Genomic DNA, 22500 nt, shown 5'->3' with positions numbered 1-22500 from the left:
TGCACAGGTTCGGCGATCGCCGAGAACACCTATTCCGCTACGCCATGCGAAAACTCCGGAGCATGGCGTGAAAGACGGGTTCGACGGCGGCAAAATCGGTTCTGCCGGCTGTTCCGGTCGCGATCACGACTGTTCCGTCGCTGGCCTGATTGTACCCAATCCACTGGGTCAGCGGAATGCTATCCGCGGTCCAGTCGATTCGCAGTTCCGGCAGCGCCGAAGCATCCGCCGCTTGCCGTCGCGCAATGCTCACCGGGGCGGGCAGCGTTGTCCGCATTTGCGCGATCTGCCGTTCGACGAATGCGTCGAGCGCGTCCTCGGCGAGGGCGCGTAGATCTTCCGGCATGAGTTCGCGCGTTACTACGAAGTTCGGCGAAACGCCGCTCGCTCCAGGCTTCGCGGCCGAGAGTACCAGCATCGATTTATCGAGCCAGCCGTCGGGGCAGGCCATCGTCATACTTTGCACCTGCGTCATCGTGCTGCCCCCAATGGTGGCCATTTGCCGTCTTTCTCAAGCGCTAGTATCTCGGCGCGACCCGGTGGCGGGAAAGGATAACCACGCGCCTTGAGCTTTTCTATCACTCGCAACCGAGCCTTGTCTTCATCCGAGCCGGGTAGAATACGGCTTGTGACAGCCATTTGTGGCATCGTGGTACCGAACTGGTCATGCGCCCAGATGTTGGCGCCATGGTCGACGAGGATCTCGACCACGGGCCATTGGTCGCTGCCGGAGGCCATGATCATCGGCGTGGCTTGGTTTGCAGGATAGCGTTCGTCCAGACCGGTTCCTTGGTTGGCCAGGCGCAATACCTCCTCCGTCTCGGAATGCATGACGGCTCCGAGCATCGGCATGATCGCGGCTTTGTTCACGGAGTCGTCCTCGTTGGAGCAGGCGGCCAGCAGAGCGAACCCGACCAGCGCGGTAATGGGGAACAGTCGAATCATGAGCACCCATTCGTAGACAACGCACGCTCGGTTTCAACGCGCTTCTGGGCAAGGGCGGCGTCGGCCGCCGTCATCATGTGCAGCGGTCCAGCGAGCACGATATCGCCTGCCGCGACATAGGTGCGGGACTGGCATGTCGCACCGGCGGCGGGGCGTCCTGAATCGGTATCCCGGACGAAACGAATCGGCGGCGGTTCGGATCAGGGCTTACCACTCAGGTGGCTCGGATATGTCGATAAAAGCCCTGGGTTCCTGTCACGGCTTCTTCGAGCACGTCTCCGCAAGAACTATGAAGCCGCCTTCGACGCGGGCGAAGGCGTTGCCCATCGGCTCGGGTTGGGGTTTTGTCGGTACGGATACGACGCTGGTTTCGTGCCCGTCATTCAGTTCGATTATTGTCCGCTCATTCTCATCGCGCGCGGCCCAGTCCTGCACTTTCGACCAGTTCACCGTCTTGGTGCTATCCATGGTCGTGATCTTAGAGATGCATGGCGCAGACAGCGTAAAATCGGTGATCGATTTTCCATCGCTTTGTCCGACTTCCGTGAGAATGGTCTTCAGGATCGGTATGCCCGCCTGGTCGGTGTTGCTCGATCCGACATCGTCCGGCGGGCTATTGTCAGCGAAAGGCGCAGTAGCAGCGGCGTTGTCAGCTGTATGCGTGTCAAAGGAAGAATTTTCGCCATTTGATGAAATTGTGGGCGATGCGGATGCATTATTATTGCTGCACCCGCCAAGCAAAAGCATTGCGAGTGCTATTGGGATTCGTACCGTTCTCATTGATATTCTCTGTATAGGAAAATACTAGCCTCAGCGTCTCTTCTGACGACCAGGCTGCGGACCTTCTCCCCTTTGGAAAATACACGGCGTTTAATTACTATCATCGCCTCGTGGTGCTTTCCATCGTTGACCCGCTTGGTTGTCTTCGCCCAGCCGTCGCCCGGATTGTAGGCGTAGGATACCAAGCATAGCATTCCTGCTGATGGAGCGGAATCTTGATCGCGATCTTCACCTTCGCTTCATAGCCCGGGGTGAAATGGATCAGAATACCACTTCCTGCTGGCGGATGAGATCAATCGCGTGCTTGTTTTAAACGACGAACGCCGTCTTGTATTTGCGCGTGCCACGGGTAACCGATGTCAGGTCGGGCAGGCACGAATATACGAGAATTTATTTCTCGCTTTCGCAGGCATCGGCGAGATGTCCCATCGTACCGTTGACCCGCCGAAAACCATCGCCTTCGGGCAAAACGAAATTGTGAACGCCAGCACCGTCATCGATCGTAATTGTCGCCGATCCGTGATCTACGGTTGCTGCAAAATTGCCCACCTTATTCCAGCGCACCGTAACAACGGCATTGGATTTGGTGATGAACACCATCTGGCAACGCGACACTGACTTGACGTCGGTGATGGGGTGGCCATCCAGCGTTGCGGCCGCCCCGATCAGTTCGCGACGTAGCGACGCCACTCCGGTCGCGTTCGTCTGGTCTTCGGTATATTGTGAATTAGCAGTAGCGGTCGGATCACTCACGCCTTCTGCATTGATCGCTGCCTCGGTCGTCGCTGCGTTAGCATTGCTCCCGCCAGCGCAAAGTATCAGCACTGAGGCGGCGAGTGGTATCCCAAATCCAGTCATGCATAGGTGCCATACAGTTCGGGGTTCAGCTGTCCGTCTTGTGGCAGAATCCATATGCCGGTCTGGTAGGTTCTGTCCGGAACCGACGTGGTCAATTTTTCGTATCAAGTGTTTGCCAACGGTCCGCGGCGCGTGCCCCATGACTGTACGGGCGATCGCACCGATCAACTGGCGTAGCGGGATCACGGCAGAGCTCTCGTCCATAGCCTGCATCGCCTATCGAGGCGTACAGTAGCGGTGGGAACCCTTGCCGTGCCGCGGCGCAGCATCAGTTCGGTGCGCAGCCATCGGCGATGCCGGACAGTCCCATGTTCACCAGCGCCGCCACATCGCCGACGGTGGCGGTCTTCGTATCCTTGGGGAGGGACAAATCGTGCGATCCGTGACCGTCGTCGATCGGCGTCACGACGCGGTTACCCTCGTCATGCTCGGCAAAATTACCGACTTTCGTCCAATCGACCACCACGGGGCCCTTGGTCGTGACAAAGGCCGTCTGGCAGCGTGACCGGAGCTGAAAGTCCTTGATCGCCGCGCCGTCGATCGTTCCGAACTGGATGAGCACGGGGCGGATCGTGCCGGCACCCGTTGTATTCGTGCGGTCCAGCGATTGCGTTGCAGGCGCGTCTTCGGACGCATTTTCCGTCGCTGGCAGCGGAGCCGAAGGTTCTGGCGCGGCCATGTTACCGTTGGCGTTCATGTCGGTGCTCGTGTCGGCTCCTGGCTGCGCGACGGACGGCGCGGCGTTGCCGTTCTCTGCGGCCGAACCATTGGCGCTGGCGCCACATCCGGCGAGCCCGACGGCGAGCGCCAGCATTACAGAACGCGAAACCATCACTTATATTCTCCGTATAGAAAGAGCTTACTCTCGGCAGCGCGTCGGGTCACCAAGCTGCGGACCATCTGGCCCTTGGAATAGACGTGGCGCTTAATCTCGACCATCGCGTCGTGAAGTTTGCCTTCGTTGACCAGTTTGGTGGTCTTGGTCCAGCCGCCGCCGGGGTTGTAGGCATAGGATACCAGCGCATCGAATTCATGCTGATGCAGCGGTACCTTGATCGCACGCTTGACGCGGTCCTCGTATGACCCGACGATCCGGCGCAGCAGCAAGGCTTCCTGGTCGATCGAAATGTTGATGACGGACTTGTTGTCCTTCACGAATTGCGTCGCCGGCGCGCCCGATCGACCTGCGCCCGCCGCGGCGGTCTTCGCGGCCTCGATCGGTACGCCGATCGCGGTGAGATCCGATTGAACCTCCGCACTGGAGCGATCCTTCATGTCGTAGCCGGGCCCGATCGTCACGCCGCTGCCCGCGGTCGGGTGATGCAGGCGATTGCTGACGCCGCGTTGCGACTCATGTTCGACGATGAAGCGTCGGCCTTCTCGAGACATGTGCATGCTCGACACCGGGCTGGCCGTCCCCGCCGGCATCGCGGCGGTGCGAGCGCGTTCGCGGGCGGGCTCGACGGCGGCTTTCAGGGGGCCGGGATCGCCCTTGCCGACACTTGCCGCGCTGGCTGCGGTCTGCGCCTTCTGGAAGGCGGCGGAGCGCGTTCCAGGGATCGCGACGGTGCGCGTCGGTGTGCCGGCGGGGATGGCGCGCGCCGGGCTGGCGTAGCCGGCACCGTTGCCGGTCAAGACGCCCATCGTCATCGGGCCGGCGATGCCGTCGGGGGGATAGAGCCCGTTACGCCGCTGACCCAGCCGCACCGCGCGCTCGGTCTGCGGACCGAAGACGCCATCGGCGCCGAGCTGCGGGTCGTACTGGCGCAACAGCGTCTGTAGATTTCGGACGTCCTCGCCACGGCTTCCAACGCGTAACATCGCCATCCTTCCTGTCTCCTGGTCGTGGATACTACCCAATTCCACAGGCTTGCACCTCAATGCAGCGGGTGGGCCAGCCTGCAACGGGCCCGGTCGTGCGGCGACTACAATAGATCGAAAGCGAATGATCTCCAGCCGATTTTACAAGTTTTTTGAGGTTAACCATAGTCTTCGAAAGATCACCGCGACTTCGCATCTATGCATGGCGTAAAAATGTCGTCATGGTCCGCCGGGCCTTTCAAGGCGTCGTGCGTATCCCCAAAGGAGAGCGACAGTTCGTCTGTCTACAAATCGCACGTCGTTATCGGCAACGCGCGGGGGATTGATGACATCGAAAGTATGGCGTTCATACGTGCTTATGATGGCTGGCGTCGCAGGGGGGGCGCTTCTTGCGCAACCTGTTGCCGCGCAAGTAGTTCTGCCGTCCCGTCAGGAAGTGACTCCACCCGCACCTGACACGCGCCAAGAATCGGCGGTCAGCGTCGATTCGAGCCGTGCGCTGGAACAGCCCGCCTGTCCGTTCGAGACGTCGTCGCTCAAGGTCACGCTGACCACGCTGAGCTTCGTGCGGCCGGATGGCAGCGCGTTGCAACCCGAGATCGCCGAAGCGGTCGCCGGCATCGACGTGCCGCAGGGCGAGCAGCCGATCAGCGTCGTCTGCGCGCTACGCGACCGTGCCAACGCCGCGCTGCGACATGCGGGCTGGGTGGCTTCGGTGCAGATCCCTGCACAGGAGATCACGGGCGGAACGTTGCAACTGCAGGTCGTGACCGCGCGTATCGTCGAAGTCCGCGTGCGTGGATCAGCTGGGCCGTATGATTCGATCCTGCGTGAGCGGATCGCGCAGATCCAGGCGCTCGATCCGCTGAACGAGAAGAAGGCCGAGCGGCTGTTGCTGCTCGCGGGCGATATCCCGGGGCTCGAGGTGCAGTTGTCGCTACGTCCGGCAGGAACGCGACAGGGCGAGGTGATCGGCGAATTGTCGCTCGCGTTCCGCCGGTTCGCGGTGATCGCCAACGTGCAGAACCAGAATAGTCGGCTGACCGGGCGCGAGACGGGCTATGCGCGCGCGGAGATCTATGGGCTGACCGGGCTATCCGACGTCACCTATGTCGGCGTGTCGTCAACCGCGGACTTCAAGGAACAGCGCGTCGTGCAAGCGGGGCACATCATGGGCCTCGACCGCAACGGCACGACGTTGGGCGCGCGCTTCACCTACGCATGGTCGCGTCCCGACCTTGGTGCACTCGACCTGCGGACCAATACGCTGATCACCGGGTTCGATCTGGCGCGGCCGCTGATCCGGTCGTTGCGGACCAACCTGCGGGCGACTGGCGGCTTCGACTATGTCGACCAGCGCTCGGTGGTGCGGACCGAGGGTGGGTCGGTGCCGTTGACGGTCGATAAGCTGCGGATCGGCTTTATCGGTATCGATGGTGACTATCGCACGGTGCGGTACGACGGCGCGACCGCATTCTCGATCGCCAGTTCGCTGCAGGTCCGCAAGGGCGTCGATGTGTTCGGATCGAGTGATATCGGCTTTGCAAACGGCCGGCTGACCTCGCGGATCGACGGTAATTCGCGCGCGCTAGTGGTGCGTGGTACGGTCGACACGGTGATCGGGGTCGGTCCGATCTTCAGTCTGGCCGGCCAAGGCCAGGCGCAATGGACGAACGATCCGCTGCTGAACTACGAGGAGTTCTCGGTCGGCAATCTGACGATCGGTCGCGGCTACGATCCGGGCGTGAGCACCGGCGATCGTGCGGTCGGCGGTCGCGGCGAAGTCCGTGCCGAGCTGCCGTTGATCACCGGCCTCGGGACGCAGCTGTTCGGCTTCTACGACCACGTCTATCTGCGCAATCTCGATCGTAATGCGATCGAGCCGAAGCGAACCTATCGCAGCTATGGCGGGGGCGCCCGCTTCTCGTTGCCGGGGCTTCTGGTGCTCGAGGTGATGTATGCGCACCCGCTGGATCGGGTTTTGAAGCTGGACGAGAAGCGCCCGCCCAACCGCGTGCTGGTGTCGTTGACCGCGCAATTCCGCGACAAGACGCGCTGACCCGCGCGCCGTACCGAGTTTAGGGGAGCCTTCGATGTCCATCCCATTGTACCGTCGCCATATCCGCCGCACGCTGGCGATCAGCACCGTGCTCGCAAGCGGTTGTGTGCCCGCGGTCGGATGGGCGCAGGCGCTGCCCAGGGCGAGCGACGTGAGGGCGGTGATGACGTCGCCCGGCGGCGGCAACCCGACCGTGACGCGCTCGGGCTCGACCTTGTCGGTCGATCTCAAGGCCACCAGCACGGTGATCGACTGGAACGGCTTCAACGTGCCGACCGGAGCGACGGCGGAGTTCACCGACGGTCGGGGGGCGGCGCTTGCGCGCAACATCGCCGTACTCAACCGCGACGTATCGGGATCGACGGCCGGCACGCAAATCCTCGGCACGCTCAAGTCCGATACGAACGTCGCGGTCTGGGTGTTCAATCCCAACGGCATCCTCGTCGGATCGGGCGCCAAGATCAACACCGGGTCGCTCGTCCTGACGACGTTGAAGCCCGATCAGGCGAATTTTCTCGCCGGTAACGATCTCGGCGGCAGCTATGGCCTCGGCAAAGAAGGCGGCACCGCCGGCGATATCCGCGTCCAGTCGGGCGCGACGATCACGCTGTCGAGCGGCAACCGCGGGCTGATCATGGTCGCGCCCAAGATCACCTCGGCCGGCACGCTGACCGCGGGCAATCAGGACGTCGCCTTCGTTACCGCGACCGACGTGACGCTGAACTACGCCGCCGGCAGTCCCTTGTCGGTGACGTTGGACAAGGGAACGTCGGTCGGCGGCACCAGCCAGCTCGTGACCGGGTCGGTGAGCGGCCGGAACGTCGTGTTCGCGCTCGCCTCCGAGGCGAACGTCACCGATGCCCTGCTCAGCGTCGATGCATCCGTCACCAGCGCCTCGAACGGCGACAACGGCATCGTGCTGTCGGCGGGGCGCAGCGGTAACGGCGTGACCGTGGGCAGCACGGCGACCGAGACCGGCGGTGTGGTCGGCATCGGCGGGTCGGGCGCATGGCGTGCGATCAATGACGATGTGACGCTGACCGCGAACGGCGCAGTGGCGCTGACCGGCGCGCTACGGTCGGGCGGCGACGTCGTCGTCAACGCCGGGGGGCTCGCCAGCGTGGCGGGCGCGGTCACGGCAGGCAATGACTACCGCGTCGCCGGGACCGGCGTCACGCTGGGGCGCTCGACATCGGTCGTGCAGTCGGCGGTCGATGTGGTCGAGATCCTTTCGACCGATGGCAATCTTTCCGGAGGCGCCGGACTGACGCTTCGCGCCAACGCGAATGGCGCGGGCAACAACTTGATGACGCTGTCGACGGCAGGCGCGGCAGGCGGTGATATCGTCTTCGCCAAGGGCTCGTCGATCGAGGGCGGTCCTAATCTCGACTCCGACGTCCGGATCGGCGTCGGGGTGGCGGGCAATGCGATATCGCTCGGGGACGTGTCGGCACGCGGTCTGCTCGGCGCAGTTGGCGGTGGCGCCTATACCAACGGGCTGTCGATCGGCGGCCCGCTGGACCTTGGCGATGTGACCACGCGGTCGGCGTTGTCGCTGAGTTCGGGAGGCAGCTTGACTGCTGGCGTGCTGACATCCGGGGGCGCCGTTACGCTGAATGGCACCGGCGCGATGGTCCTAGCGGCAGTCGATGCGAGCGGTGACGTCGCGCTGAACGGGAGTGGCGCAACTACGGTGTCGAGCGGCCTCATCAGCCGGGGAGCGTCCAGCGACATTACGATCGCGCGCGATAGCGCCTTCACGGTGACAGGCGCGGTAACCGCCGGTGGCACTTTGACGATCGGGACGACCGCAGCGACCGCCGAGTCGACCGCGATCAGCGGCGCGGTCGGCGCACGCGATATCAGTGTCGTGACCAGCGGCGCGCAGACCTATGGCGGCGCGGTGAGGGCAACTGGTGGTCTTACCGCAACGGCTGGTGGCGCGTTCACCTCGTCCGGGGCGATCACCGCTGCGAATACGGTAACACTTACCGGCGCGAGTCTGGGGCTGAACGCCGTGACAAGCACGAACGGCGATCTCACGCTCGTCGCGACGAGCGGCGGCATTGCAGGGATTGCGCCGGTCGGCGTACGCCTGACCGCCGGTGGTGCCTTGAGCGCGACCGCTCCCAACGGCGCGGTAACGGTGGCCAGCAGCACCGCGAACGACGGTGTTCTCCGACTGACGGGCAGCGGCGGTGTGACGGCGGGCAGCTTGACCGGCAGCAACGACGTCATCGTCGACGCGGGGGGATCGACGGCGATCGTTTCGGGCGCCGTTACGGCGGGACGCAACTATGCGGTCAACGGCGGCTCGGTTTCACTGGGAACGACGGGATCCGGACCGATCGGCGTCGTCACGCAGGCCGCTCGAGGCGCGGTGACGATCAGCGGGGGCGCGGGGGGCATAATCGGGCTCGACCGGCTGACCTTGCAGTCCAATTCGGACGGTGCGGGCAGCGAAGCGCTCGAGCTTGCGATCGCCGACACGACGAATGGCGCGATCGCCTTCGCGCCGGGAACGACACTCAGGGGTGGGGCGGCCTCGCAATCCGACGTCGTGATCCGCTCCGGCGTCGCGGAGGGCAGCGTCGCGCTTGGTAACGTCGTTGCGCGCAACCTGCTCGGCGCGGTCGGTACCGATACCGCGACCAGCGGTCTCACGCGTACATCCGCGCTCTCGCTCGGTAACGTCACGCTCACCGGCCCCTTGTCGCTGTCTGGTGCGGGGCTGGCGACCGGTGCGCTGACCGCCGGCGGGGTTGTGACGCTGACCTCCTCGTCGAACCTGACGACGGGTGCGATCAGCACCGCCGACGCCGTCACCGCCGTAGCAGCGGGCAATCTGCGGATCGCATCGGCACGCGGCGTCACGGGCGTGGCGCTGACGTCGACCGGTGGCGATGTCGACGTCGCGGGAGCGTTGAGCGCGACGGCCGGCCCCGTGACTGTCGTGGCGAATGTCGGTGCGGCGCGCTTGCTGGGCGCGGTGACCGCAGGTGGCGATTACGGTGTTTCGGGCGGGTCGGTCACGCTCGGTGGCGTGCAGGCGGCGGTGGGTGCGGTCTCGATTGCCGCGACGGCCGGCACGCTGACCGGCGCGTCCGGACTTTCGCTGACATCGGGAAGCGATGGCCGGACGGCGCAATCGCTTGCGTTGTCGGCAACCGGTGGAATCGGGTTCGCCGCGAACAGCGTGATCAATGGTGGTCCGGCACAGCAGGGCGCGGTGACCATAGATGGCGGCGCGAACGCGATCACGCTCGGCGACGTCAACGGCCGATCGTTGGTCTTCAATGCTGGGCAACCGCTGACCGGGGCGCTGACGGTGGGCGACATCGCAGTCGTCGATGGCCTGTCGATCACCGGCGGCGCGGCGGGAATCCGTCTCGGCGACGTTTCGGTCTCGTCGGGCGGGTTGGCGATCACCGCGGTGGACGGCGGGGTCAATTTCGGCAACGCGGCGGTCAGCGGTGATCTGGCCGTGTCGGGATCGCGGATCGATTACCGCACGATCGATGCCAACGCAGTCGATCTTCGATCGGTCGGCACCTCCGCAACGGGTATCGCCGGGGGACTGATCGATGCGAGCGGACCGGTGACGATCACCGCGACCGACGGCATCGGTGGGGTCGCGACCGGCGCGATTACCACGAAATCCAACCTGACGATCAACTCGGTCGGCGAGATCCGCCTCGATAGCGTCGATGCCGGGGGCACGGCTGATCTGGCGACGCTGACCAATCCGGCCGATGTGCTGATAGTCAACGGTCTCACCGCGGTCGGCAAGGTCACGATCGCCTCGACGCGCGATATCCGCGCACCGTTCATCACCAGCACCGGCAGCAGCCTCTCGCTCAGCGCCCCCAATGGCGACGTCACCGGGTACCTGCCTGGCACGACGATCGAACTCAATACCGGCGTCGATGGCGGCTATACAGTGGACGTCGGGCGCGCGGTGCGGCTGGGCGCGCTGACCGGCGGTCCGGTCTCGTTGCGCGCGGATACGATCGAGATCGGTTCGATCAGTGTCGGTACCAACCTCGTCAAGCTGTTCGCGGACAGCGGCGATCTCACTATCCGCAACGGGATCAAGGCCGGGTTGGTCGACCTCCGCGCGTCGGGCGCGGTCTCGGTCGGCGGCCTGATTGACGCGAGCGATGCGGTCACGCTGACCAGCACCGATGGGCTGTCGTTCGGCGGCATCCGCGGACTGTCGGTCGCGGCAAACTCGGGCGGTGCGATCACCGGCGGCGCGATCCGGAGTAGCGGCGCTATCAACCTGACCGGCGGCTCGCTTCGGGTCGGCGACCTGACCAGTGCCACCGGCGCGATAACGCTCGAGGCCGTGTCGGGAAAGCTCGTGACCGGCGATCTGACCGCCGTCACCGGGATCGGCGCGCTCGCGCGCGGCGACGACCTGTCGGTGGGGTCGGTCACAGTGTCAGGCGGCAGCGCCAACCTGGCCTCGACGGCCGGCGATGCGCGGCTCGACAGCGGCTCCGCGAGCGGCGACATCGTGTTGAGCGCGGCAGGCGTGGCCGCATCGCCCGGCGCGATCCTGGCGGGGGGCAATTATCTGGTCACCGGCGGGACGGTCTTGCTGGGGCGCAACGTTACGCAGGAAGCGGGCGGTCGTATCGCGATCACCGCCACCAGTGGCAATATCGGCGCAGGCGATAGGCTTGCGTTGATCGCGAACAGCGGCAACGGCGTCGCGAGCGATGCGATGTTGCTCGATGCGGCGGGCGCGATCGACCTGCTCGGCTCGCGTATTTCCGTCCGCAACGGCGGCGCGCTGGGGTTGCGCGCGGGATCGGGCAAGACCGTGACGCTCGGCGATATCGATGCCGGGCTCGTCGGCGGCATCGCGACGGCTGCGGATGGCAGCCGTTCGGTCTCGACGCTGTTTGCCAATGACGCGGCGTTCACGGCCGGTACGATCCGCGCGGCGAATCTGGGAATCGCATTGTCGGCGGGCGATATCGCGATCGATGCCGTAACGACGACGCAGGCGACGCAATTGTCGACGGCGGCGGGGGCGATCGGGGTCGGGTCGATCACCGCGGATACCTTTGCGGTGAACGCAAGCGACGTGCTGGCGGGTGGCGCGTACGCGTCGCGCGGGGATAACAGCGTGGCGGCGGGCAGTATCGGACTGACCAGCCTCACCGCCAGTCTCGGATCGACCAGCGCGGCTGCGCGCACCGGCGACATTGCGATCGCCACGGTCGCGGCGGGTAGCACCGCGACGCTCACCGCACCCGGTGCGATCGGTGTCCGATCGATCACGGCGAATGCGCTGACGCTCGACGCGGGCGGTACCGTTACGGGCGGAACCTACGCTATCAAGGACGCGACGTCGGTTGCCGGGCAATCGATCCGGCTTGCGGGTCTCACGTCCGAGACCGGGAGCATCGCTGCGGCGGCTCGACGGGACGGCATTGCGATCGATCGGCTTGCATCGGGCGGCGGCGCAACACTTAGCGCACCCGGTACGATCGCGATCGGCGGCCTGACGGCGAATACGCTGACCGCCACGGCGGGCGGTGCACTGTCGGGCGGCGACTTCACGACGGCGGGTATGGCATCGCTGACCGGGCAGTCGATCGCGCTGACCGGGGTCACGAGGACCCAGGGATCGCTGACCGCCAACGCGACCGGCGGCGACCTGGCGATCGGCCGAGTGACGGCCGGCGGCCTGGCAACGCTGACCGGAACCGGCGCGGTTACGGTGAATGGCCTGACAGCGGGCGCACTGGCGGTGGATGCAGGGGGCGGCGTTTCGGGTGGCACCTATGCGGTGAACGGCGCGGCGTCGGTGGCCGGACAGGCGGTTACGCTGGCCGGGCTGACATCCGATACGAGCGACGTGACGGCGACGGCGCGCGCGGGCGACATTGCCATCACCCGACTTGTCGCTGGCGGCGCGGCAACAGCCACAGCGAGCGGCGCGGTGGCTATCGGTGAGTTTGGCGCAAAGGGTGCTGGCGCGATTACCGCGACCGGCGTTGGTATCCGGCTCGACACGGCGACCGCGAGCGCCCTCACGCTCAAGGCGGCGGGCGATATCGGTGGGCGCACCGGGGCTGGCGCGACGCTGGCGAGCACCGTCGGCGATCTCACCGTGACCGGCGACCGCGCGGTGACGCTGGCGGGGGCGACCTCGGCAGGCGGTGCGACGATCGGCGGTACCGATGTCCGGGTGTCGGGCGGGCTGAGTGCCGCCCGCGCGTTGCTGGTGCAGGCGCGCACCGCGTTGACGCTGGGCGACGCGACCGCGGGGAGCACGCTGTCGCTGACCGCGACCAACGGGCTGACCACGCAGGCGCTGAGGGCAGGTGGCGATACCAGCCTGAAGGCGGGTGCCGCCTTGGCGACGGGCGCGATCGATACCGGTGGCGCGCTGTCGGTAATCGGCGGTGGCGACGTGTCGCTCGCGTCGAGCCGCACCAGCGGTGCCGCGACGATCGACGCGGTCGGGATCGCGACGCTCGGCCAGATGATCGCCGGGCCGAGCCTGACGATTAAGGCCAGCGACGCCCGGCTGTCGGGTATCCAGCGCGCCGCCGCGGTCGGGTTCGAGAACCGCACGGGCGATACCAGCGCGCTACGGCTGGGCGACGGCACCGCCGCAGACGGCTTCCAATTGTCCGATGCCGAGATCAAGCTGGTCGAGGCCGATGCGCTGACCTTCCGGCAGGGCACCGGCGCGGTCGAGATCGGCACGCTGGCGTTCGGCGCCGATGCGGGCCGCCGCACGGTCGACGTGCTGGGGACCGGGCGGATGACGATCGACGGCGTCGTCAGTGGGGCGGGGGCGGGGCGGATGTTCCGCTTTGGTGGCACGACCACGTCGGAGACCGATACCGCGTCCGCGATCCACGTCGCGGCGACCAGCACGGCGGGCGGGCGGCTGTTGTTCGATACCGCCGATCTGGATCTGCGCGGCAACCGGATCGCGGTCGGGCTGGGCGCGGGTTTCCTTAACCTGCTGAACGACGATGCCACCGTCACGCAGGTCGTCGCAGGACTGGTAGGGAACGCCAATTCGGCGCTCTACAACGCCAATCTCGGCGGCGGCACCTATGATCCGTCCGCGCCGACGACGGTTTCGGCCCGCAGCCTGACAGTGCGCTACGGCGACTATGCGCTGTTCCAGAACACCGGTGTCGCGCGCACCAACACGGGTATCGTTCTGGGCGGCACACCTACCGCGCCGGTCAATCCGGCGCTCAGCCTGCGCCCGACGACCGCATCCAACACCTTTGCCGCATTCGGCACGATCAACGGCGTCGGCGCGACCGCGGCGGCGCTGCTGGGGCCGGACGCCGTGGCGCTGGGGAACGCCAACGTCTCCGCTACCCGGATCAACGGCTGCGTTGTGGGATCCGGCGCGGGTTGTCTCACCGCGATCGTGATCCAGCCGACCTTGCAGGTGTTCTCCGCAAGCCAGGCCGATCTGTTCGGCTCGGTCGCCGATCTGACGGTGCCGTTCGATCCGCTCGTCGGCGGCTCGAACGAGGAACTGCTGACCGGGCTGGCGGCACTGGCGCCGAAGCCCGATACCGATGGCTGCGTCGCCGGCAAGAAGGAGTCGTGCAAGTGATCCGATCGATGGCGCGCCCGCGTCTTGTGGCGGGCGCCGCTCTGACGAGCGTTGCCATGTTGTTGGCATCGTGTGCGACGGTGCGCGCGCCAGACCGACCGGACGTCGTCACCCTCGGTCGCAACCCGAGCGGCGAGCCTTGCGTCGCATCGCGCAACTGGTCCGATCCTGCCGTACCCGATCCGTTCGCGCGGGCCTATGCGATCACCTGTCGCGGCGTCACCGCCAGTCGTCCGGTCGGCAGCATCCGCATCGTCCCGGCAACCGCGGCGGCGATGAAACCGATCGATGCGGTGCTCGACTGCGGGCCGGTCTCGCCGATGACGATCGCGGCCGGTGCGGTGCAAGTTAGGCGCTGCAACGACCGCGCGCTGGGGACCGCGACGATCCGTATCGACATGCCGGTGGGCGAGACGATGCTGGTCGCGGATGCGCCGCCGTCGCTGCTCGGGCAACTTGAGGAAGCGGTTGCGATTCTGGCGGGCACGAAGCGGCCGAGCGCGGACGCGATGCGGCCGATCGCGCCGACGATCGATCTCGCGGGGGTCGCGCCGGGGCGCACGACATCGTCGGTGGCGTCGACCACGACCACCGCGGGCGTGTTCGATCCCGCGACCGCGCTCGGCGAGGGCATTGGCTTCAACCACCGTGGTCTGCATGTCGAAGCGTCGCGCGTGCTGAACGACGCGCTCAGCCGCGTATCGACCACCGCCGATCCGGCGATGCGCGTCGACCTGTTGCTCGAAGCGGGGCTGGCGGATTCGAACATCCGCTTCAACGACGCGGCCAAGGAGCATTTCGACGAGGCCGATGCGGTCATGGCGGCGTCGCCGGCCAACCGGTCGCTGTTCCTGATGCGCAAGCGCGATGCGTACCGCGCTCTAGACCTGATCAATCGGCACGCTTTCCGCGAAGCCGCCGACATGCTGAGCCAGTCGACCGGTGCGGCGGTTGCCGCGAAGGATCCGCTGCTGGATCCGGCGACGTTGCGTCAGTTGAACCAGCCGCGCTCGAACGCTGCCGATGCGGTCAGCGCGATCGCGGTGCCCGATACCGCCGACCTGGCGCAGCTGGTGCTCGATATCCAGGCGAAGTGGGCGCTCAGCGTCGCGCGGCTGGCGCTGGGCGACGATGCGGGGTCGCTCGCCGCGATCGACGCAGCGGCGCGGTCCTATCGCCCGCTCGAGAACGAGCGGATCAATCCGTCGCAGATCCTGTGGTTGAGCGCGCGGATCGAGCGGCAGCGCGCGCGCCTGCTCGCGCGGGCAGGCAAGTCGGGTGCGGCGCTCGATGCGTTCGACTCCGCGCTGGTCAACCTCAAGCGCGGCGCGCTCGCGACCGGCGGTACCGGTGCCGAGCCTGCGATCGCACAGGCCGAACTGGAACGCGCCAGCCTGTTCGCGCGCACCAGCGCGCCGCGGGCGGCGGTGCGGACCGAATATGCCCACGCGATCGACGCGATGATCGATGCCGATGTCGACACGCTGGCGACGTCGAACGGCATGGAGGAATATCTCGATCTGCTGGTCCGGGAAGCCGCGACCACGCCGCAGGCGGATACGTTCGCCCGTTTCTTCCGTGCGGTGCAGGCGACCGGCGAGCCGGCGATCGCACGACAGGTCAGCCAGCTGCAGACGGTGGTGACCGCCGATCCTGCCACCGGTGCGCTGGTCCGCGAACGCGGCGAACTGGAGCGCGAGGTCACGCGGCTTCGCTATGCGATCTCGGCGAAATCGAGCGATGTGGCCGTGCCCGGCGCCAACGCCGGCGTGAAAACCCCGTCGAGCGATCTGGGCGCCGCGCGCGCCGCCGCCGAGCAACGGCTGCTTGACGTCGAGGCGAAGCTCGCCAGCGATCCGCGTTATCGGACGGTCGACGATCAGCCGGTAACGATCGAGGCGGTGCGCGCGGCGTTGAAGCCCGGCGAGGTGTTCCTGAAGCTGACGACGCTCAATCGCCGGATCTACGGCATGATCGTGAGCGCGGACCGGACCTATATCTACGCGGTCGCAGCCGACGCCGCGTCGAAGCAGGCGGTCGACGCACTGGCGTCGCAGGTTCGCGGGTCGATCGACGGGGCGTTGTCGCAGGGCAAGCTCGTGCCGTTCGACGACGCGGCCGCCTATGCGCTGTTCCGCCTGATCGCGGGGCCGGCCGAGCCGATCCTGGCATCGGCACGGGCGCTCGTCGTCGATCCGTCGGGGCCGCTCGAGCGGCTGCCCGCGGGTGTGCTCGTCAAGCGCTATGACAAGGCGGCGGTGCGTGAGACGCCGTTCGATTTCTCGCATACCGCGTTTCTCGCGGCGGACACGGCGATCTCGACGGCGCTGTCGCCCAGATCGTTCTTGGTGGCGCGCGCGTTGCCGCCGTCGCGTGCACGCAATCCGTTTCTCGGGTTCGGCCAGCACCGTCCTACCGCGTTCGGGCTTGGCGAGGCGGGGCGGATGATCAAGGTCGGCTTCGGCTGCACGGTCGGCGCCGGGCAGCTCGGCATGCTTTCACAGGCGATCAAGCCGATCAGCGATCACGAACTGACCGTCGCGTCCGATGCGCTGGGCGTGCCGGGCGCGCCGCAGATGACCGGCGCGGCGTTCAGCGATACCGGCGTCGAGGCACGCGCCGATCTCGATCAGTATGAGGTGCTGCACTTCGCCACGCACGGTCTCGAAGAGGGGCAATGGGGCTGTGCGATGTCGCCCCCCGCGCTGGTCACGTCGTTCGGCGATGCGGAGTCGGACGGCCTGCTGAGCTTCTCGGAGATTGCCGGGCTGCATCTCGACGCGAACCTTGTCGTGCTGTCGGCCTGCGATACCGCGAGCGGCGTCCGCGATCAGGAACTCGCGCGTCGGTCAGGTCAGGAGGAGTCTGGCTCGACGCTTGAGGGATTGGTCCGCGCGTTCCTGACCGCGAATGCGCGATCGGTGCTCGCCACCTATTGGCAGGTCTCGGCGGAGCGTGAGAGCGAGGAGTTCATCAAGGTGTTCTATGGCGCGGCACGGACCAAGACGATCGGGGTTGCGCTCCAGGACGCGCAGCGCGACCTGATCCGCCAGCCGACCTATTCGCATCCGTTCTACTGGGCGCCGTATTTCCTCGTCGGTGACGGCAGCAAGACGATGCTGTCGCCGCCGGCTGGGCAACCGCTTGGCCAACCGGTGCGCGCGCCGATCGTCACCGCCCAGCGATGAGCGTTCCGGGTGCAGCGAAAGGCTCGCCCGTGAGAGTGGCGACGGCGGCTATTGTCGGCTTGGCGGCGGCCGCGCTGGTCGTCGGTTTTGGACCCCAGCTGATCGCCGCGTCAGGGGTGATCGGGGCGGACGGGGTTTATGGCGAGACGGTGTTCACGCTGGCGATCTTCGTGCCGCTGCTCGTGATGGCGATCGTCGGCGGCCGATTGACGGGGATCGCGACATTGAACCTAGGCGCGCGTCCGGGAGCGAGACTCGCGCAGGGTGCAGCGATCGGTTTCGGCGGCCTGTTGCTCGCGATCGGCTACGCGGCGATCGCAGGAACGCTCGTTCGGGGTGCCGGCACGACGCTTTCGGTCGTGTCGCTTGGCCTCGGCGCGCTCGTCGTCCTGGTCCAGGTCACCGCGGAGGAAGTCTATTTCCGTGGCTGGCTCCAGCCTCTGGTCGCGACGGCATGGGGAATGCGGATCGCGGTGCCGGTCGTGGCGATCGGGTTCGCGCTTCTCCATGTGGCGGGTGGCCTGCGCGGGCCGATCGAACTCCTCAACCTGTTGCTCGGCGGACTCCTGTTCGGATTGCTGACGGCGCGCGGTGGAGGCCTAGCCGGTGCGATCGGCGCGCATCTGGCGTGGAATGGTGCGGAACAGCTCGGGTTCGGGCTCGATCCCAATCCGGGTATCGGTGGCTATGGCGCGCTGGTCGATTACGATCTGGTGGGCAAGGCGTTATGGGGCGGATCGGACGCCGGGCTGAACGCGAGCGTCGCGATGACGATCAGCCTGCTCGCGCTGCTGGTGCCGCTGGTCCTGCTGTCTCGCCGTCGTCCCACACAATCCTGAGCCTCAGTTGGCCTGAGCGTCAGTTGGCGGCACTTCGCCGCGCGTCGACGCGGTCGCGCAGGGCGTCGAACGCCTTCAGCGCGGCACCGGTAAGGGTCTCGCTGCTCTTGCCCATCTGGAGCGCGAGCGGGTCGGTCGGCTGGCCGTCGATATGTACCTCATAGTGGAGATGCGGCCCGGTCGAGCGGCCGGTGGTGCCGACTTCGCCGATCTGCCGCCCTTGCACGACGCGTGCGCCCGCGATGATGCCGGGCAGGATCCGGTTCATGTGGAGGTAGAGCGTCTCCCAGCCATTGTCGTGGCGCAGCTTCACGAAATTGCCGTTGGGCCCCTTCAAGCCAGCGAACTCGACCACCGCATCGCCCGAAGCGAAGATCGGCGTTCCGGTGGGCGCGGCGAAATCTGTACCGCGGTGCAGCTTCATGAAGCCGAGGACAGGATGTTCGCGCATACCGAACGGCGAGGAGATCCGCGCGCCGTCGATCGGCGTCCGCATCAGCGTGCGGACCGTGCTGCGGCCATTGGCGTCGTACCATTTGGGCCCGGTCGCATCCTTTTGTCCCGGCGCGCCCTTCTGCTCCGGCGGAGTGAACCGGTAGAGCGCGCGCGATTTCGCGGCGGTCTCGAGCGAGGCATAGACGAGCACCGGGACGCCGACCGGGTTTCCCGCCGCATTGTAGCGCTGTTCGAACCCCGCCTCGAAGATGTCGCCGGGCGCGACTTCGCGCTGGAGATCGAAATCGAACGCGAAGGCGTTGGCGAAGTCGCTGACTAGCGTGTCGTTGACTCCCGCCGCGACCGCCGCGCTGTAGAAATCGCGCGCATCCAGTTCGCCGCGGACGATCGTCAGCCGCTGGACCAGATGCGCGGACAGGATCTGCTGTGTGAAGCCGTCGGCACCGCGCGCCAACGCGATGCCCGCGCCGTCTTCGCGGGTGGCGTCGAGATGGACAAGATGGCCGGACTCGATATCGAACACGAGGCGGACGTCGTCGCTCCCGGCACCCAGCGGGCCGCGCGCGCGTGTCGCGGCGTCGTTGGCTTCGGTCGCGTCGACCCCTGCCGCGACGAGGCTAGGGCCGATCGCGTCGGCACCGGCGACGGTGAGGATGCGACGACTGGCGGCAGCCGCGGCGGGGCTTGCGGGCGCCGTGGTTGCTGCGACCGATTGCGGTCCCAATGCGGGCTGGCGATCCAGCATGGCCCAGACCGCACCGCCCGACGCGATGGCGAAACCCGCCAGGATCGCCGGACCGAGCTGCGCTACCGCCTTGGGGAAGGCGTGCGCCGGCGCTGGTGACGGTGGCGTCGGCGACGTTGGCTGTTGTTCCGGCGCGCGCCGAGGATCGCTTTTTCCCCAGCTTCGCGGATCGAACGACGGGGACTGGGGCGTCGACCTGGGCGACGGCACAGGCGGCGCAGTTGGTCGGCCTATATCCCAGCTTCGGGGATCGAACGACAGGTCGTCATCGTCGCTGTCGTTCAATCCAAATCGCCTTCAAAACTGCGCGTGCGAAGAAAGTTATTGTCTGAAAGCCTCGCGGGCGCAATAACCGCAAGTGTTTCCTAGTGGCGCACCGTGTGCCCTGACGTAACGAAACGGGGGCGGATCATTGGCTGGCAAGAACCGTGTCGCATGGCACGAAGGTATGTTCCTGCGGCCGCAGCATTTTCAGGCGCAGGATCGGTTCATCGATGGCTTGATTCGGGCACGGGTCGATTCGGTTCGGCCTTGGCCTTGGGGCCTGACGGAGCTGGTACTCGATGAGGATCTGGCGACGCTCGGCAAGTTCGGGGTTGTTCGCGCATCGGGCGTGATGCCGGACGGAACACCGTTTTCGATCCCCGACGACTTGCCGCCGCCACCGCCGCTCGACGTGCCCGCGGATGCGCGCGACGCGATGATCGCGCTCACCTTGCCTGCACAGCAGTCGGGCGCGGTCCAGTTCCGCGACGCCGAGGGCGGTGCGCTCGAGGCGCGCTTCCTGGTGTCGGAGGCGGAGGTGTCGGACACCTATTCGGACGATCGCACGTCGGAGCCGATCGAGTTCGGCAGCCCCAATCTCCGCTTCGGCGTGACCCGCGACCAGCTCTACGGTCGGGTCACGCTCGGCCTCGCCCGCGTTCGCGAAGTGCAGAACCGCCGGTTGATGTTCGACGACCGCTTCATTCCGCCGACGCTCGACATCGCCGCCTCGCTGCGGTTGCGTGGCGCGCTCGCGGATATCGGTGGCCGTGCCGACCAGCGCGCCGAGGAACTCGCATTGCGCGCGGTCGAGGCGACCGATGGCGGCTCGGATACGTTCGTGAGCTTCCTGCTGTTGCAGGCGCTCAACCGGTGGATCCCGGTGCTGGCGCATCTCCAGCATCTGCCGACGGTGCATCCCGAACGACTGTATGAATCCTTCATCGCGATGGCGGGTGAACTCGCGACGCTGATCCGGCCCGAGCGGAGGCCGCCGCCGCTGCCGCGGTACGATCATGAGAATCCGCAGACCTGTTTCGAGCCGGTGATCGACCTGCTCCAGTCGATGCTGTCGGCGATGTTCGACCGGTCCGCGGTGCAGCTGCCGCTGGAGCAAGCGGGGCCGGGGGCGTACGTCTCGAAGATCACCGACCACAATCTGTTCCAGACGGGCTATTTCTATCTCGCGGTGTCGGCCGCGTCGCCGGTCGAGGAAATCCGCAGCATCTTCCCGTCCATCGCCAAGATCGGCACCGTCCAGAAGATGCGGCAGATCGTCGATTCCGCGCTGCCGGGCGTCCCGTTGCGGCATACCCCGACACCGCCGCCGCAGATTCGCGTGCTGCCTGGGCATGTCTATTTCGAGCTGGATCGCGGCGTCCCCGACTGGCGCGATTTCGCCACCGCGCCCGCGCTCGGCCTGCATGTCGCGGGTGACTGGCCGCAGCTCCGGATGGAGCTGTGGTGCGTGAAGCGAGCCGCACGGTGAGCGTCGAGGACGGAAATGGCGGCAAGACCGTCTTTCGCCCTTCGCCGCTTCAGGGCCTGAAGCAGGGCGCGTCCCCGCCGCCGCCACCGCCGTCATTCCCGCCGCCGCCCTTCGCGCCAGCGGGGGGCGGTGGGCCAGCGGGGTTTCCGCCCGCCGATCCCGGCTATGGTACGCCGCCGCCGTTGTCGCGGACCGGTATGCCGTCGACAGGCGGCGGCCTCGCGCCGTCGCGGCTGGCCGAGGACGACGTGCCGCTGCCGACGACACCGCGGGTCGTGCGCAACATCATGCTGGCGGAGGCCGAGCCAGTGCTCGCGCTGGTCGCCAGCGTGCGCAGCGGGCGGGTGCGGCTGGCGATGCCCGAGTTCCACCGCCAGGCGAGCCAGGCGATCGCACGGTTCGACCAAGCGATCGCGCCGCATTATTCGGAGGAAATGCGCCAGCGTGCAAAATACGCGGTCTGCGCCACCACCGACGACGTCGCGCAGAACCTGCCGGCGATCGGCACCGACGGCGCCGAATGGGCGCGCCGCTCGATGGTCGTGCAGTTCTTCCAGGAGAATATCGGCGGCGACCGGTTCTGGCAGCTGGTCGACGACATGCTGCGCGTGCCCAATGACAATTACGCGCTGATCGAGCTGTACCACGCGTGCCTCGCCGCGGGGTTCGAAGGCCGGTTCCGGGTCATGCCCGATGGCCGCCGCCGCCTGCACGAGATCATGGCGCGGCTGCAGGGTGCGTTGCCGCACGTCCGGTCGCAGTCCGCAACCGAGCTTTCGCCGCGCTGGCGGGGCGAGACCGCGCCGGTCGGCAAGCTCGGCTTCTGGAGCCTGATCGCGTTGGCGTCGGCGATCGCGGCGGGGCTGTTGCTGCTGGTGTTCATCGTGCTGCGCCTTATGCTGATGTCGAGCGGCGACACCCCCGGCCAGCGGCTCGGCGCGCTCCGACCCGAGGCGCGGCTGACTCTCTCGCGGCCGGGCGGGGCGATCGCCACCGCGGACAGCGCGCAGGCGAGCAAGCTCAAGCGGTTCCTGGAGCCCGAGATTCGCGAAGGCCTGGTGGTCGTGGAGGAAGATGCGCAGACGGTGCGCGTCCGCACCACGGTGGGCCAGTTGTTCCGGTCGGGCTCCGACGTGCTGGAGCCGGGGCGTGAGCCGCTGTTCCACCGCATCGGCCGCGCAATCGAGGACGAGAAGGGTGATGTGCTGGTCGAAGGCCATGCCGACAGCGACCGGGTCGCGTCGCTCGCCTTCCCCGACAACATGGCGTTGTCACAGGCGCGCGCGGAAACGGTCGGCGACATCGTCCGCACCGAACTGAGCGAGACCGGGCGCGTCACCACCAAGGGGCTTGGCGACACCGTACCGATCGCGAGCAACGACGATGCGGCGGGCAAGTCGCAGAACCGGCGCGTCGAGATCGTCGTGCCGCGGCGCTACTGACAGGA

At 66.8% G+C, this 22500-nt stretch carries 13 protein-coding genes; 6 read left to right on the top strand and 7 right to left on the bottom strand.

Annotation, left to right across the window (positions count from 1 at the left end; genetic code table 11):
• Positions 1-37: 37 nt before the first annotated feature.
• The 6 genes from C8J43_RS13180 to C8J43_RS13155 form a co-directional block, all read right to left on the bottom strand.
• A complete protein-coding gene (locus tag C8J43_RS13180; RefSeq protein WP_165899627.1) occupies positions 38-475 on the bottom strand; it encodes a DcrB-related protein in 438 nt (145 codons plus the stop codon).
• The gene (locus C8J43_RS13175) at positions 472-945 is read right to left on the bottom strand and encodes an ankyrin repeat domain-containing protein (RefSeq protein ID WP_133031273.1); all 474 of its coding nucleotides are present in this window, start codon (positions 943-945) and stop codon (positions 472-474) included. The genes C8J43_RS13180 and C8J43_RS13175 overlap by 4 nt, the downstream gene beginning before the upstream one ends.
• 255 nt (positions 946-1200) lie before the next feature.
• Positions 1201-1692, bottom strand: coding sequence for a hypothetical protein (locus tag C8J43_RS13170; protein WP_133031272.1), 492 nt, complete (start codon positions 1690-1692; stop codon positions 1201-1203).
• A gap of 423 nt (positions 1693-2115) precedes the next feature.
• Positions 2116-2478, bottom strand: coding sequence for a hypothetical protein (locus tag C8J43_RS13165; RefSeq protein WP_133031271.1), 363 nt, complete (start codon positions 2476-2478; stop codon positions 2116-2118).
• Positions 2479-2851: 373 nt separating this feature from the next.
• Positions 2852-3415, bottom strand: coding sequence for a hypothetical protein (locus tag C8J43_RS13160; protein WP_133031270.1), 564 nt, complete (start codon positions 3413-3415; stop codon positions 2852-2854).
• Positions 3415-4404: a peptidoglycan-binding protein gene (locus C8J43_RS13155; RefSeq protein WP_165899626.1), complete on the bottom strand. Its 990-nt coding sequence runs from the start codon at positions 4402-4404 to the stop codon at positions 3415-3417. The genes C8J43_RS13160 and C8J43_RS13155 overlap by 1 nt, the downstream gene beginning before the upstream one ends.
• Positions 4405-4840: 436 nt before the next feature.
• On the opposite strand from C8J43_RS13155, the gene C8J43_RS13150 reads away from it, so the two are divergent.
• Genes C8J43_RS13150 through C8J43_RS13135 form a run of 4 tightly spaced genes read left to right on the top strand, consistent with a single transcriptional unit; the run spans position 4841 to position 18099 of the window.
• The gene (locus tag C8J43_RS13150; protein ID WP_133031268.1) at positions 4841-6463 is read left to right on the top strand and encodes a ShlB/FhaC/HecB family hemolysin secretion/activation protein; all 1623 of its coding nucleotides are present in this window, start codon (positions 4841-4843) and stop codon (positions 6461-6463) included.
• 34 nt (positions 6464-6497) lie between these two features.
• Entirely contained in the window at positions 6498-14072 is a 7575-nt protein-coding gene (locus tag C8J43_RS13145) for a filamentous hemagglutinin N-terminal domain-containing protein (RefSeq protein WP_133031267.1), read from the top strand.
• A 56-nt stretch (positions 14073-14128) separates the two neighbouring features.
• Positions 14129-17260 carry a CHAT domain-containing protein gene (locus C8J43_RS13140; RefSeq protein ID WP_133031266.1) on the top strand — a complete coding sequence of 1044 codons (3132 nt, stop codon included), beginning with the start codon at positions 14129-14131 and terminating at the stop codon, positions 17258-17260.
• 29 nt (positions 17261-17289) lie between these two features.
• Positions 17290-18099, top strand: coding sequence for a CPBP family intramembrane glutamic endopeptidase (locus tag C8J43_RS13135; protein WP_165899625.1), 810 nt, complete (start codon positions 17290-17292; stop codon positions 18097-18099).
• 19 nt (positions 18100-18118) lie between these two features.
• Here the strand turns inward: C8J43_RS13135 and C8J43_RS13130 are convergent, their stop codons facing one another.
• Positions 18119-19585 carry a M23 family metallopeptidase gene (locus C8J43_RS13130; protein ID WP_133031264.1) on the bottom strand — a complete coding sequence of 489 codons (1467 nt, stop codon included), beginning with the start codon at positions 19583-19585 and terminating at the stop codon, positions 18119-18121.
• Positions 19586-19712: 127 nt separating this feature from the next.
• Here C8J43_RS13130 and tssK point away from each other — a divergent pair, with 127 nt between their 5' ends.
• Together tssK and icmH are read left to right on the top strand one after the other, a co-directional pair.
• Entirely contained in the window at positions 19713-21053 is a 1341-nt protein-coding gene (gene tssK / locus C8J43_RS13125; protein WP_121884791.1) for a type VI secretion system baseplate subunit TssK, read from the top strand.
• On the top strand, positions 21029-22495 hold the full coding sequence (gene icmH, locus C8J43_RS13120) for a type IVB secretion system protein IcmH/DotU (RefSeq protein WP_133031263.1): 1467 nt from the start codon (positions 21029-21031) through the stop codon (positions 22493-22495). Before tssK ends, icmH begins: the two co-directional genes overlap by 25 nt.
• The last annotated feature ends 5 nt before the right edge of the window (positions 22496-22500 follow it).

Source organism: Sphingomonas sp. PP-CE-1G-424 (genome assembly GCF_004341085.1).
GTDB lineage: Bacteria > Pseudomonadota > Alphaproteobacteria > Sphingomonadales > Sphingomonadaceae > Sphingomonas.
Note: the sequence above shows the minus strand (reverse complement) of the source record. Positions and strands in the feature narration are given on the sequence as shown.

Coding starts and splice junctions, on each gene's coding strand:
- C8J43_RS13155 (WP_165899626.1), bottom strand. CDS start 4,404: ATGTTACGCGTTGGAAGCCGTGGCGAGGACGTCCGAAATCTACAGACG.
- C8J43_RS13145 (WP_133031267.1), top strand. CDS start 6,498: ATGTCCATCCCATTGTACCGTCGCCATATCCGCCGCACGCTGGCGATC.
- C8J43_RS13160 (WP_133031270.1), bottom strand. CDS start 3,415: ATGGTTTCGCGTTCTGTAATGCTGGCGCTCGCCGTCGGGCTCGCCGGA.
- C8J43_RS13140 (WP_133031266.1), top strand. CDS start 14,129: ATGTTGTTGGCATCGTGTGCGACGGTGCGCGCGCCAGACCGACCGGAC.
- C8J43_RS13175 (WP_133031273.1), bottom strand. CDS start 945: ATGATTCGACTGTTCCCCATTACCGCGCTGGTCGGGTTCGCTCTGCTG.
- C8J43_RS13180 (WP_165899627.1), bottom strand. CDS start 475: ATGACGCAGGTGCAAAGTATGACGATGGCCTGCCCCGACGGCTGGCTC.
- C8J43_RS13170 (WP_133031272.1), bottom strand. CDS start 1,692: ATGCTTTTGCTTGGCGGGTGCAGCAATAATAATGCATCCGCATCGCCC.